The 14,280-nt window shown below is 55.7% G+C and carries 11 protein-coding genes; 5 read left to right on the forward strand and 6 right to left on the reverse strand.

What is annotated here, in order from left to right:
* Nucleotides 1–49 precede the first annotated feature (49 nt).
* The gene (locus TH2_RS09205; protein WP_008890146.1) at nucleotides 50–1,624 is read right to left on the reverse strand and encodes a YbaY family lipoprotein; all 1,575 of its coding nucleotides are present in this window, start codon (nucleotides 1,622–1,624) and stop codon (nucleotides 50–52) included.
* A 181-nt stretch (nucleotides 1,625–1,805) separates the two neighbouring features.
* Nucleotides 1,806–2,696, reverse strand: coding sequence for an SMP-30/gluconolactonase/LRE family protein (locus tag TH2_RS09210; protein ID WP_008890147.1), 891 nt, complete (start codon nucleotides 2,694–2,696; stop codon nucleotides 1,806–1,808).
* A gap of 304 nt (nucleotides 2,697–3,000) precedes the next feature.
* On the opposite strand from TH2_RS09210, the gene TH2_RS09215 reads away from it, so the two are divergent.
* Genes TH2_RS09215 through fhuB form a run of 4 tightly spaced genes read left to right on the forward strand, consistent with a single transcriptional unit; the run spans nucleotide 3,001 to nucleotide 7,751 of the window.
* Complete coding sequence (locus tag TH2_RS09215) at nucleotides 3,001–3,777, forward strand: ABC transporter ATP-binding protein (protein ID WP_008890148.1); 777 nt, start codon at nucleotides 3,001–3,003, stop codon at nucleotides 3,775–3,777.
* 42 nt (nucleotides 3,778–3,819) lie between these two features.
* Entirely contained in the window at nucleotides 3,820–4,785 is a 966-nt protein-coding gene (locus tag TH2_RS09220; protein ID WP_008890149.1) for an iron-siderophore ABC transporter substrate-binding protein, read from the forward strand.
* A gap of 12 nt (nucleotides 4,786–4,797) precedes the next feature.
* Nucleotides 4,798–5,733, forward strand: a complete 936-nt coding sequence (locus TH2_RS09225) for an ABC transporter substrate-binding protein (RefSeq protein ID WP_008890150.1) — start codon at nucleotides 4,798–4,800, stop codon at nucleotides 5,731–5,733.
* Complete coding sequence (gene fhuB, locus TH2_RS09230) at nucleotides 5,730–7,751, forward strand: Fe(3+)-hydroxamate ABC transporter permease FhuB (RefSeq protein ID WP_008890151.1); 2,022 nt, start codon at nucleotides 5,730–5,732, stop codon at nucleotides 7,749–7,751. Before TH2_RS09225 ends, fhuB begins: the two co-directional genes overlap by 4 nt.
* 9 nt (nucleotides 7,752–7,760) lie before the next feature.
* Here fhuB and TH2_RS09235 read toward each other — a convergent pair whose 3' ends face one another.
* The 4 genes from TH2_RS09235 to TH2_RS09250 form a co-directional block, all read right to left on the reverse strand.
* A complete protein-coding gene (locus tag TH2_RS09235; protein WP_008890152.1) occupies nucleotides 7,761–8,156 on the reverse strand; it encodes a hypothetical protein in 396 nt (131 codons plus the stop codon).
* A 79-nt stretch (nucleotides 8,157–8,235) separates the two neighbouring features.
* On the reverse strand, nucleotides 8,236–10,641 hold the full coding sequence (locus TH2_RS09240; protein WP_008890153.1) for a TonB-dependent receptor: 2,406 nt from the start codon (nucleotides 10,639–10,641) through the stop codon (nucleotides 8,236–8,238).
* Between the two features lie 126 nt (nucleotides 10,642–10,767).
* The gene (locus TH2_RS09245) at nucleotides 10,768–11,832 is read right to left on the reverse strand and encodes a FecR family protein (RefSeq protein WP_008890154.1); all 1,065 of its coding nucleotides are present in this window, start codon (nucleotides 11,830–11,832) and stop codon (nucleotides 10,768–10,770) included.
* 75 nt (nucleotides 11,833–11,907) lie between these two features.
* Nucleotides 11,908–12,432 carry an RNA polymerase sigma factor gene (locus TH2_RS09250; protein WP_008890155.1) on the reverse strand — a complete coding sequence of 175 codons (525 nt, stop codon included), beginning with the start codon at nucleotides 12,430–12,432 and terminating at the stop codon, nucleotides 11,908–11,910.
* Nucleotides 12,433–12,903: 471 nt separating this feature from the next.
* Here TH2_RS09250 and TH2_RS09255 point away from each other — a divergent pair, with 471 nt between their 5' ends.
* Entirely contained in the window at nucleotides 12,904–14,247 is a 1,344-nt protein-coding gene (locus TH2_RS09255; RefSeq protein WP_008890156.1) for a flagellin N-terminal helical domain-containing protein, read from the forward strand.
* Nucleotides 14,248–14,280 lie beyond the last annotated feature (33 nt).

Below are 14,280 nucleotides of genomic sequence, written 5' to 3' on the forward strand. Positions count from 1 at the left end.
CCGGGTTTCCCCGGCCGGGATTTTTGTTATCCGACCTTTGCCGATCAGATCAGCAGGTCTTTTCCGACAACCAGCCGATAAACACGCCGTTCTGTTCAAGGCGTTCATGGGCAAAGCATTCGCCACCGGGATAGGCGCTATTGGCCGGGGTGTAGCGCACAACGTCTTCGCCGGGCAGAATGTTGGTCGTGGTTTCGACCTGTTCGGTATGGGCGGTGCCCATGCCATCAGACGTCACAAGACAATCATAACGCCCGCCATTGCCATTGATGGTTCGGACACCGACCATGCCATGATCCATCGGCCAGGCTTTCAGGACCGACACCAGATCACCGGGATTTTTGGCAAGGCAGGCGGTGATGGCGGGCATCATGTCATCGAAATAGCGCGTCCAGATGCCATCGCCCTGTCTTTTAAGCTCGGCAACCGAGACCACCGGGAAATCACCCGGTGCAAGGGCAAGGCTTGCGGCCTCGACCGGCATGGATGAAACCGCACAATGGAAATCGCCCGACGGCGTTGTCCAGATTGCATCGGCCCCCTTGCCCCGCAATTCGTACATGTCATTGCCATAGCCATATCCCGAACCGGTCGGCATCTGTGCCAGACTGATCGGTTCGCGTCCGCGCATTTCGACAATGGCGCGTTCGGCATCATGATCAAATGTCACGGCAAAGCGGCTTTGATCATCGCAGATAAACAGTTCCGGGCCGGTCATCGGATCCGGGGTACTGTTAAGCTGGCTTAACATCGCCTCGATCCGGCTGAGCGCCACCTTGCTTTGCGATAATGCACCGCTGATTTCATGTTCATCGGGCTGGCTGGATGTGCCGTTGACGGTTTTGGTACCACTTGAAAAGCGCCCCTGGGCGAAATCCAGTGTCAGGGTGTAATGCAGCGGTGCGTCGCTTTGCTCCCCGCCGTAATTGACCCGTTTGGCGTCCTCGGCAAAGCGCAGCAATTGACCATTGCGGTAATAGAGTTTGACGTCACTTGATCCGTAATCACCAAGATCGCGATGCTCATCAACCAGAAGCGGTTCACCATCCGTCGTGACATAGGCCTTATAGGTCACGGTGTGGTCCGATGCGGAATACTGGCCGGGAATGACACGCATGTCGGCCAGTTTGGCCTCGATCGCTGCGATGTCGTCAGGCACATCCGATCCATCGCCATTGCGCGCACCATCGCCCTGAACGCGCGGCACCTGGCGAACGACGATATCAACGTCGCTTGGCGCACCGCGGGTCAGGACCGGGTAGCTTTGATCATTGCGAAACAGAAGATCGCCATTGGCATTGACGATTTTGGCTTCGACCGCATAGCTGTGCTTGGGTTCGATATCATCAAGATCATAGGGCAGGATGAAAACCATCGGCGGGTTTGCCACTGGCTGGCGCAGCGATGCGATTTCCACCGATGGCGCGTCAGCGCGCGAGACATCAAGCAACCGCACGACAAGGAAGGTATTATCCGGCGAAAGTGCGATCCGTTCACGGTAACTGACCGATCCGGTGACGCTGTTGCTTGGTGATTGCAGGGCGGCACAGCCCGACAATATTGCGACCACGCCAAAGGCAATAAGCGCCCTTGCCCACATGGTTGCGGCGGTAACAGGTTTCATTTTAACCCCGGCTTGCTCGTATTTTTGGTGATGTGTTCTGCCACCACATAATGGTGACGCCAAACATACTGAAAACCAAGGCCAAAAATGGGCAAATCGCGCCAATTACCCGAATTAGGGCACCCAAGGGGCTGTTTGGCGCGATTTGCGTGTAAGGCGATGCAATCCTGACGAAAAAAGCCTAGCCGGCAAACGGGTGGCACAATTGGCCGGCGACCTCTGTTCGGATCGACAGCAGCGCGCCTTCAAGCGGATTGCCATTGCCTTCCAACCCGACCGCGGCCGAGGTGATATAAAGCGTCTTGAGATCCGGGCCACCAAACACGCAACTGGTCGGCTGGGTTACCGGCAGTTCGACGATGCGATCGACACTGCCATCCGGCGCAAAGCGGATCAGACATCCCCCGCCCCACCGCGCATTCCAGATATAGCCATCGGCATCCATCGCCGAGCCATCCATATTGCCACGATCCTGCGGGCCAAAGAAGACCTTTGGATTGGATGGCACACCGGTTTTCATGTCAAAGTCATAGACATTGAGCGTATTGGTGATGGTATCGCCAAAGAACATCTTTGTGCCATCGGCCGACCATAACAGCGTGTTGGAAATCCCGATATTCTCGCCAAAACGCGATGTCTCGCCGTCCGCCGTGACACAGTTCAGCGTCCCGGTCGAAATCGTGACCGGCAGGTCTTCACCATTCGGCCCGATATTGTTTTGCATGGTCCCGATCCAGAACCGGCCCATCGGATCGACCCGGCTTTCATTTGATCGGTTGCCTGGATGATCGCCATCAGGGGCGACAAACGGGGTGGTTTTGCCACTGTCGGGATCCAGAAAGGCCAACCCGTCGGCAAGGGCTACCAGAAGCCCGCCCTTTTGCCGCGGCACGATGGCGGCAACCGGCTGATCAAATACCCAGCTGCGCGATCCGCCGTCATCCGGGCGGAGCGCATAGGCCGTCTTTCCGACGATATCGACCCAGTACAGAACGCCATCTTCGGCATCCCAATGCGGGCCTTCCCCCAATGTGCATCGCAGATTTGGCAAAACGGTTTTTACGTTAGACATGGGTTCTCCCTGATCGCGGCGCGTCTGTTTTGGCGCCTTGTAATTGTATGACCATTCTTATCGCGGCAAACCGCCCGATGCGATCAAAATTATAAGCTTTCATTGCTAACCGGAATGATGCCCGCTGAAAAGTAATTTTATATGATGATTGGATGGGTCGCTTTAATTTTCCGCAGGCTGCAATCGCAACTCGGTTGCATTTAGACAAAGTAATTGATAAGCATTCTCAGGTTTTATAGCGCGCCTGCTTGCCGCGATCCGGCGATGGCGCAGTTTCCATTTCCCGGCGCATGAGTTTCCGTCCATGTTCGACCTGAAAGACGTCGCTTTCAAAAGTGATGGCAAAAAGCCAAAGACGCTGCTTGAGGACATCACGGTCGGTTTCCCGACCGGGGCGTTCAGCGCGATTGTTGGCCATAACGGATCGGGCAAAAGTACGCTGATCAAGCTTCTGGCGCGCAAAAACAAACCGGCATCCGGGGCCATCGCACTCGACGGACAGGACCTTGCCCATCACGGCACGCGCGATTTCGCCCGCAAGGTGGCCTACCTTCCGCAAAACCCGGTTGTGCCGCCGCATTTGAGTGTCCGCGAACTGGTGGCTTTTGGCCGCTATCCATGGCGCGGGGCGTTTGGGCGGTATCGCGACGAAGACCATGCCAAGATCGATCGGGCAATGGAACTAACCCACGTGACGGAGTTTTCCGACCGGCTGATCGCAAGCCTTTCGGGTGGGGAACGCCAGCGGGTCTGGCTTGCCATGTTGCTGGCCCAGGATGCACCGGTGCTGCTGCTGGATGAGCCGACCTCGGCCCTTGATGTCGGTCATCAGCGCGACATTTTGCAACTGGTCGCCAACCTTAAGGACCAGAACAGTCTGACCGTGATTGCCGTGTTGCACGACATCGACATGGTCGGGCGTTTTGCCGATCACATTCTGGCACTGCGCGGCGGGCGCACCTGTTGGCAGGGCACCCCGCACTATTTCATGAATGGCGATACGCTGCGCGATATTTTCCAGACCGATATCGACGTCATCAAACTCAGCAACCCGGACCGCTTCATAAGCTATGTCGCCTAGCTGCTTGCGCACGTCTCCACATCAACAGGGATCAGGGAAATCATGATATCAAAACCTTGGATTGGCAGCATTGCGACGCGCTTTGTTCTTGTCGCCGGAATGGTTGGCACATTTGGTACGGCCCAGCCCGTCATGGCTGAGGAAACCTTTACCCATGAGTTGGGTGAGATCAGCCTTGATACTCACCCGACCCGCTTTGCAGTTTCCAACTGGGCCCTGACCGAAAGCCTGATCGCGCTTGGCATTGATCCGGTGGCGATCCCGGAATCTGATGGATACCGCGCCTGGGTGGTGGAACCCAAACTGCCCGAAAGTTTCACCGACCTTGGCACCCGCCGCGAGCCGAATTTCGAGGCGCTCCGCGATGCCAAGCCGGACGCCATCCTGATCAGTACTGATGTCGCCATGGCTTATGAAAAGCTGTCTGGCTATGCGCCGACACTCGTTTATTCGATCTATAATACCGGCAGTGACGAACCCGCGATTGACCGGGCCGAGACCCTGTTGCGCAATGTCGCCAAACTGGCCGGTAAGCCGGACGCCGCCGAGGATGTGATTGCATCGGTCAACGCCCGGATCGAGGCCGCTGCCAAACGCATCCGCGATCATGTCGGCGATGATGCGAAATTCGCCGTTGTCCGTATCCTTGATGAGTCGCATTTCCGAATTCACGGCAAGACATCGCTGTTTGGCTCCGTCCTTGACCGCATGGGTTTTGCCAATGCCTGGGACGGGGATGTCAATGGCTGGGCATTTCATAATGGCGATGTGTCCGATCTGGCCAAGATGGGCGATGTACAGTTCGCCTATGTCGAGCCGATCGCACCGACCACACGCGAAACCCTGTTTAACTCTGCGATCTGGAAAGCCATGCCGTTTGCACGCAAGGGCCATGTCCATGCCATCCCGGCAAGCTGGACCTTTGGCGGGGTATTGTCCGCGGCACGCTTTGCCGAATTGCTGGCCGACGCGGTTACGAATACTGACACCGCCGCAAGCGGTTCGTAAGGGACATCTGGCATGAACATCCTTCGCGCGCTTGTTTGCCCGGTTTTGCTGTGTGTTGCCCTGGTCGGTGCACATGCATCAACCGCCATCGCCGACCCGATCGAGATCGAACATGAACGCGGCATTTTGCGCCTTGATGCCCCGGCCACGCGGGTGGCGACCATCAACTGGGCCTTTACCGAAAGCGTCATTGCCCTTGGCCTTGATCCGGTCGCCATTGCCGACCCGCAAGATTACGTCGACTGGGTTGCCAAGCCGGACCTTCCAGACAGCTTCGTTGACCTTGGCCAGCGTTCATCGCCCAATCTTGAAGCGCTTCGTGCATCAAAACCGGATCTGATCATTTCCGTGCCCGATCTGGGAATGTCTTATGAAAAACTGGCCGAGATTGCGCCGGTTCTGGAACTCAGACTGTTTGATGGCAAGCGCCCCGCGTTTGAAACCGCGCGCGAGGTGTTTGGCAAAATCGCCAAGGCCACCGGACGCGAGGCAGAGGCCAAAGCCTATCTTGCCGATATTGATCAGGAATTGATCAAATATGGCGACCGTATCAAAACCGCCATCGGACCCGATCAGACAATCAACGTTGTGTTCTTCTTTGATGAAAGCAATGTCGGGATCTTTGCCGATATCTCGCTGCCAGGTTCGGTGATGACGGCAATGGGCGTGCCGGTCGCCTATGACGGGGAGGTCAACAAGTGGGGCTTTGGCCGTGGCGGGCTGGAGATCCTAGCCCCCTATGCGAAGGAAACGCTGGTCTATACCAATCCGGTGCCCGAAATTGTGCTTGATAAACTTCTGAATTCCCCGATCTGGAAGGTGATGGATTTCACCCGTAACAACCGGGTTTATGAATTGCCGGTGGTCTGGGCCTATGGCGGGGTCCCGTCCGGGCTTCGGTTTGCCAAACTCCTGACCGAGACCATTGAAAACGGCCCGCAACAATGAGTAACTCGGCACTTCAATCTTCAGGCAGATCCGGCTTTCCCGGTACGCTGTCCATTCCGGCGATCCTGACAGGCGTCCTGGGGTTGCTGACCCTTGCCGTGCTGGTAATTGATTTCTGGCCGTATCTTGGCAATGGACAGGCCACCCAGGCGATGTTCAGCCCGGATGAAACCGATTTTGATCAGATCCTGTTTCATTACAGCACCCTGCCCCGCCTTGCGATGGCGTTTCTGTGCGGGGCTGGTCTGGCGCTTGCCGGTGCGGCCATCCAGACAGTTTTGCGCAATCCGTTGGCATCGCCGACAACCCTTGGTGTCGGGGCGGGTGTTGAGTTTGCCCTGACCCTGTTTGTCCTGCTGGCCCCGGCATCGCTTGCCATGTTTCAGGAGGCCTTTGCCCTTGCCGGGGGTTTGATTGCGCTCGGTGCGGTCTATCTGATTGCGGCCAATCGTGGTAACGCAACACTTTGGCTCATTCTGGCCGGGATGATCGTCAATCTGCTGTTGCAGTCGGGATCGCAGATCATCCTGCTGTTTAACGAGCAATATCTGCAATCGATCTTCATGTGGGGGGCTGGTGATCTGGCCCAGAATGGCTGGGAGGATACGCAGTTCGTCTGGCCGCGTGTACTGATGGGTATGATTGCCATTCTGGCCCTGTCGCGCCCGCTTGATCTTCTGGCCCTTGGCGATGACACGGCAAGTTCGCTGGGCGCGAAGGTTACGGTTCTTAGACTGCTGATCCTTGGGCTTGCCGTTTTCATCACCGCATCAGTAATTTCGGCCGCTGGCATGATCGGCTTTGTCGGTTTGGCCATTCCGGCCGCCCTGCGGATTGCCGGTTTGTCGCGGTCACGCGATTTGATGATCTATTCCGTTTTCACCGGTGGCTTTGCGCTGGTCGTGATTGATTTTCTGGTGCGCCAGTTTAACGAATTTGGCGGCGATCCCTTGCCGACCGGGGCTGCCACCGCGCTCTTTGGTGCACCGTTCATCATTTTCATGTTGCGCAAGGCGCGCATCATGCCCGGCAACCAGAATGATGATCAGCACAGCGATCAACAGATCGTCTCGAAAACAACCCTTTCAATTGGCTTGACCTTCAGCCTTGTCATCGGCGTGGTGTTTTCATTGTTCGTCTCGCTGGACGGCAATGGTTTTGTCGTTCTGGGCTGGCAGGATAGCAGCCTTGATATCCTGATCGGTCGTTCAGAACGGACCTTTGCCGCGATGATTTGTGGCGCCGCCCTTGCGGTTTCGGGCACGCTTATTCAGCGTGTCGGTCGCAACCCGCTGGCAAGCCCGGAAATCACCGGGGTCAGTTCGGCCACTGCCCTTGCCATGATCATGGCACTGGCGATTTTTGGTTTCGGACAGCGCGCGGAACTGATGGTGATCGGGGCCGCGGGCGGGATTGCGTCGCTTCTGGTGTTGCTGGCACTCTGTCGCAAATTCACCCATGCACCGCATTACATGTTGCTCAATGGTCTGGCCATGACCGCCATTTTGGGCGCGATTGTTCGCATTGTTTTGACCCGTGGCGGCACGCAGACATCGATGCTGATGTCGTGGCTGGCAGGCACCACCTATTTCACCAATATGAACGAGGTGATGATTGTTGCCGGTGTCACCGGTGTGCTTCTGGTGGTGGCAATTGCGCTCAGGCGCCCGCTGGAACTGGCATCGCTTGGCACGGATCAATCCGTGTCATTGGGTCTTGGGATTTCCGGCTTTCAGTTTGCCATGATGCTGCTTGCTGCAATCTTGGCCGCCAGCGCAACCCTTCTGGTCGGACCGCTTAGCTTCGTTGGGTTGATGGCACCACATCTGGCGCGTGTGGCGGGTTACCGCCTTGCCGGCGGTCATTTGCTGGGCGCTGTTCTTATCGGGGTCAATGTCATGATGGTGGCCGAATGGCTGGCGCGCAACATGATCTATCCGGCACAACTGCCGACCGGCCTGATCGCCGCCCTGATCGGCACGAGCTACTTCCTGATCCTTGCGGTTCGTAAACGTTAGGGGCAGGATTTAAATTACGGCCCAGTTTCGTGCCAATTCAAAAGCATGATCAAGGCTGTCGGTGCGTTTGACGGCAAAGGGCAGCATCTGCGCAAAATTGCTGTCCTCGGCATCCTCATGTCCGTGATCATCATCGCCATGATGATGGCCTTCATCGACGCGGATCAGGCCCTTGGCAAAGATATCCAACCGATCGCGGTTGCGCTTGAACCATGCAGCCGCCTGTTTGCGGATTTCATGATCCTGATTGATAAAACCCGCCACGCGAAAGATCAAGACGGCCGGTTCGCTGCGTTCGGCCAAGGCATCAAGGGCAGCGATATAAGCTTTACCGTCTGCCTCGCTTTGCTGATTGATCATTTCAAACAAAACGATATCGGTCTCTGGTGTTGAGGATCGAAACATATTGGTTTCCTTTACGCGCAAGAGCCCGGCGGAAAACCGCCGGGCCGTTGGATGGGGCCATCCGATGCAGATGCCGTCATCAGAATTCGCGGCGATAGCCGATCAATACGGTGCGGCCATGCCCGGCAACCGAATAGCCACGAAGCGCAGTTGCCGCCGGATTTTCGTAGCTGGTATCAAGGATGTTTTCGACCCCGAAGCGCGCCGTCCCGCCCAGCAGCGGATAGTTGCCCGACAGGTTGAAAACAAGGCTCGGCTTGACCTTCGCATCTTCGATCTTGTAACGGCCCGCCGTATAGGTCCCGTCAAAGCGCATGTTCAGATCACCCCAAACGTAGCTATCGACATAGCCGGTAAAGCGGAACGGCGACGGGATGCGGTTGTTGGGAAGCCAGCTATCAAGATCTCCGTCTTCGTTGGTGTCATAACGGCCTTCAACATAGGACGCCAATGCCCCGACATAGGTATCATCGGAGATATCATACTCGCCGGTCAGTTCAGCACCGATGATCCGTTCCTTTTCCTGACTGAGCTTGTTTTTCGAAGAATCATAGTTATCACCGCGCTCATTGGTGCTCATATAGATCGCACCGGTGGAGCGGAAATCAGTTCCGTCATAGCGGGCCGCCACCTCATAGGTTTTGACCTTCGAGGCCTCGACATCAATGTCATTGAAGTTAAGCGGGATGGACGTGCCACTCAGTCCTGCGCGACGGGTATAGGCGCCAACATCCGGAACAGAAAAACCTTCGCTATAGCTAAATGATGTATCGATCCGGTCGGTCCAGTGTACCACGGCAGATGCATTGTAGGTCACCGCATCATAAGTCGTCTCGCCGCCGGTAAAGGCCGCGGCAAGAAGGATCTGCTGCGGGGTGCCGCCGTTGTAGCGCATATAACTCGGACGGGTGAAATCCTTGACCGTCAGGTCATATTCCTCGTAACGCACACCACCGGACAGATCGACATACTTGGTCACCGGCGCTGAAAGCTGGGCAAAGATGGCGTGACCTTCCTGCTCCATCGGGGCACCGATATCCCGCCCGCTGACAGTTTCATATTTGACATCGTCAAAGGTCAGGTCCCCACCCCAGGTCAAGGTCAGCCCTTCATAGGCAGCATCAAGATTGGTGTCGGTTGACAATTTCACACCGTATTTGACGGTATCAATGACCGATTGGCCCAGCGGATCTTCAATCGCACCGTTGCTGGCGAGCGAAACAAGGCCGGGGTTGTGCGTCGCGCTGTATTCTGCGCGGGCGGCCTGTTTATAGCTGTCATTGTAAAACAGCTTCAGATCGCCAATACCGATCTTGCCAAAATCAAACTCGTATCCGGCAGTGAAATACTGGCTTTCATCTTCAAGCGGCTGCGCCAGATAGGGGCTGTCATAATTGACCGACACCGGGTCGGTCGAAAGGTCGGCATAATATTCAATGTCCTGACGGAACCGCACGACTTCCGAGGATAAAAACAGGCGATGGCCTTCGGCAAGCGTGACACCTGCCTTGCCAAAGACATTGAGGTCTTCGGCATTATCAAACCCGCCCTGCCCGAGCATCGCGTCCGAGGGCACCTGATTGCCATACCCGTCATAGGCATTGCCGGTATTCGAACCGGTGATGCTGGCTGCCAGATCGACCGCGCCAAAACCACCGCTGCCCGAAAGGGTCAGCGACGGCGAGAAGCTTTCACCGATATCTTCGGTGTAGCTTTTGGCATGGGCATCCACGACAAAGATGTTTTTGCCGACTTCACCAGTCTTGGTGATGATGTTAATCGTCGCCCCGGTCGCGCCATCGCCATTCATCGCGTTCGAACCCGGAATGACTTCGATGCTTTCGACTTGCTGGATGTCGATCATTGAAAGAATGCGGCTGCTGTTGCGTAGCGGCGTGTTGCGGGCAATCCCATCAACAAGGACCTGAACATCACGGCCACGGAAGGTTTCGGTGCTGGAGATCAGGCTTTGATCATCAAACATGAAGCCCGGCACATTGTTGCGAATAACATTGGTGATGTCGCTGCTTTTGGCCGACTGGGCTTCGATCTGATCAGGGCCGATCACAACAACCGACGGTGACATGGTGGCAATCGATCTGCGTGAACGGGTGGCGGTCACGACGACTTCGGGCAGGATCACTTGGCCCTGTGCATCGCCGGTGGTGGTTGTGACCGGCTTGATGATAACGCTGTCGTCAGAGACAAATTCAAACCCGTAACCACTGCCCGACAGAAGGTTTTGCAGGGCCTCGCGGGCGGACATGTCAGCGATCAGCGCACCACTTTCGATGCCCGAAAGATCGCCCTGCACGACAAGCTGCAAGCCGAACTGATCGGCAAGCTGATCAAGGGCGGCGCGTAGATCCCCGGCGGCGACCGTTACCGGCTGTGCGGTGTCAGACGCGGTTTGTGCCAAGCCTTGCGAAACCGATGCGATCATCAGTGTGGCAAACAGGGCTGTGCTGCCCAAAAGGCGGGACATTCCGAATTTTCTGGTTTCCCCAAAAGTCACGATATTCAAGTTCGAACCCCTTCGCATGAGAATAATAATGCAAATCACTATTACCTTCATGACGAACACCACCGCGAAATGAGGAGGTGAAATTTTCTATTTTTTTGAAATTATTCTGAACCCGCCCGGAACAGTGCGGTCCGTCAGGCCATAGGCCGCCAGAATGGCCCCATAAGCCCCGTCCGGTTTGGTCAGATCGAAGCTGCCCGAAACCGTGATATCGCCCAAGCGCGGATCGTGCACGAAGCTGATACCGCCCATCAAAGGCGAAAGACGGGCAAACAACTCATCAATCGGCATGTCATTGACCACCCAGCGCCCATCGCGCCACGCGCCAACCCGATCCGATGCCACCATACCGTAATGCATGTCGCCATCCGCATCCTGCCAGGATGCGCGCCCGGCGGTCAGCCGCGCGAGTTTTGCGGTGCGGCTTTCAAGATCGACCGTGCCTTCGGAAACCTCGACCCGGACATGCCCACCCCATTTCGAGGCACTGAATGCCGTGCCGACCGCCGTTGCGGTCAGTTTGTTAAGATGAATGCGAAGCGGTCTTGTGCTGTCCTTGGCGACTTCGATGAATACACCGCCTTCAAGGACGGTCAGATCACGGTACTGATCGCCATAGGCCAAGGCAACGCGTGTGCCCGGCTCCATCCAGATGCGCGATCCGTCAGACAGTTCATGAATTTCACCGACAACACCGGGAGTGCTTTCCGCAATCAGGTCGGCATCGGGTTGAAACGCGGAATAGCCCCACAGCCCCACCAGCAACAAAATGGTGAAAATCGCCAGCATCGGACGGGCGCGGCGTTTGGCCGATCGCATGCCCGGCAGGCGGCCATTGCCGCCTTCAAGCGCGCCTAATCGTTCAAGGTCACGCCGAACAGCTTCGCTATCAAAGCCGGTGTCATGAACTGGTTTGCTTGCCCCAGTCGAAAGGTCTTCATCGTCTGAAAATTCGGCGGCAGCGATTTCCATGCCCTGCCATGTCTGACGGGCCCGGATCAGACGTGCAGGGTTTTTCGGGTCCGCCGCCTGCCAGCGTTCAAAGGCGATTTCTTCAGCGGCACTTAGTTGCATATCATCAAGGCGTACAGCCCAGTAATCGGCAATGTCATCATTGCTTTGGCAGTCGTCGGGATAGCGGAATTCGGTCATGGCAGTGTCGTTACCCGGCTTCTGACGGAGGGGGCTGTTGTATGTTTGACGAACGGGCCGCGCAAAAGAGGATCTTTAATTTTCATGGCGCGCCAGCACCTGTTTGCAATGTCCAAGCGCCTGACGCAAATGCTTTTCGACCATATTGCGACTGATGCCAAGTTGTTCGGCCACTTCCACGGTACTCAGATGATCGCGCTTGCACAGCAAGAACACCTCGCGACAGCGCGGCGGCAGATCATCAATCGCACGTCGGATGATCTCGAGACGCTGGCGATCTGAACTGATCTGTTCGGGGGTGGCGGACTGGCTGCCTGCGCCATCCATCTCGCTGATTTCGGCCGGGTCGGTGAATTCAACCGGATTACGATTGTGCCGACGCAAGGCATCAATTGCCAGATTGGTCGCCATGCGCATCAGAAAGGCCGGCGGATTGGCAATGTCAGCCGGATCGATCTTGCGATGGCGCAGTTGCACATAAAGATCCTGCAACACATCCTGGCTTTCGTCGCGCGCCGGCAGATATTTCTGCACCTGTCGCAACAAACGGTCATGATATTGCTGATAAAGACTATCCCAGGAACGGTCACAGACCGCCATAGCTGCACATCCAGAATTCGATAATGATAACTGTTATCATTTTCATTTATGCTTATAAGCAATCCTGACCATGCGTCAATTCAAAAAGCATAGGCCCCTTCGACCATTCCCCTTGGGAAAGTCCCGGGTTTGAAAGCCAGCATCGTGATACGAAGATCTTGCTGCGTTGACCACACAACAACTGCCGATTTAAGCTCAACTCTGTGGCGGACCTATTCCAATGACAGAATGGCGAGTCCCGGCACAGAAAACCCACATGCGGCCTCAGAACGGCATTATTTCGCACCCTATTCATCGGAAAAACCCGCCTATAACCTACTCTAAAGAATAGGATCATACTGTTTATCTGTCGTATAAATTAGATTTCGCTCGACAAGAGGATATTTTACTTATAGTTGTTACTATAGCTTTATCACTAATTGCGAACTTTACACGTAGTAAACCATCGCCACTTTCCAGGTAGGAAATCCAATGGCACTCAACATTATATCCAACTATGCGGCAAATGTTGCGCATCGCAACTTGTCTGCTTCTGACGAGATGGCGACCCGTTCGCTGTCGAAACTTTCGTCTGGTACCCGTGTTGTTTCTGCACGTGACGATGCTGCCTCCATGGCCATCGGTGCGCGTTTGAACGCAACCACCCAGGCTCTCAAAACAGCAAGCGTCAACGTTGGCCAGGCCAACTCGATGCTCCAGATCGCTGATGGCGGTATGGCAACCATTGATGATGTTCTCGTTCGTATGAAGACGCTGGCGGTCCAGGCATCCTCTGGCAACCTGTCCGATACCGAGCGCGGCTTCCTCAATGACGAATTCGTCCAACTGCGTGACGAAATCGACCGGATCGCGTCTTCGACCAACTTCAATGGCATTCAACTGCTTGGCGATGGGGGTGATGTTGCAATCAATCTCACACCTGCCACAAGCAATGAAGCGCTCAGGCCCGCTTTCGGCTTTGACCGGTTCGCTATCACGGACAACAACTACTGGGCACAGGACGCGGCTGAAGATGGTGTCGACGATAACGGCCTCGAAGTCAGAATTGGCCGAATGGCGGACGGTCAGGTCATTATGACTGTTCTGGCTGCGATAGATGGCTCTATAGACCGGACCCAGTCGATCGACGTCACGGATTTTGCTGCTACCGGTGGGTCACAGGCCATTGATCCCGGCAAAAATGCAATACTGAACTTTGATGAGTTGGGCCTGTCAATTCAGATCAACACAAACTTCTCTGATACAGTCGATTATGTTGCCGTCAGCGCAGCCAACAATTTCGGCTTTGGTTCGGCCAACACCGATTTCATGGGAACTGGCGTTGACACATCCGCTGGCCAGTTCTTTTTCATGGAAGAGGACAAAGGCCAGCAGCTTTCCGACACAATTGAGTTCCAGGTCGGTGGTGGCAACACCGCCAATGATCGTCTTTCGATTAACTTGAGCGCAGTTGACTCTGCTGTACTGGGATCATCTGGTCTCGGTCAGGAGTCTCTTGAAGACCTTGGTACGAACGCCATTTCGACAGCCGCTGGTGCACAGAATGCTGTTGAAGTTGTGACCCGTGCGATCGACGACTTGCAGCGCGCCCGTGCTGCGGTTGGCACCTCCCAGAACCGCCTGGACTTTGCTGCCCAGAACCTTGCATCGACGCAGGAAAATACGGAATCAGCGCGTTCCACCCTGCTTGATCTGGATGTTGCCGCTGAAATGACGGCCTTTACATCCAAACAGATTCTGGTTCAGTCCGGTGTTGCCATGCTGGCCCAGGCCAACCAGATGCCGCAAAATCTGCTGCGGTTACTGCAAGGCTAACGGACCACATCTGACAAACTTTTTGACGTGCCT

This window comes from Thalassospira profundimaris WP0211 (assembly GCF_000300275.1).
GTDB lineage: Bacteria > Pseudomonadota > Alphaproteobacteria > Rhodospirillales > Thalassospiraceae > Thalassospira > Thalassospira profundimaris.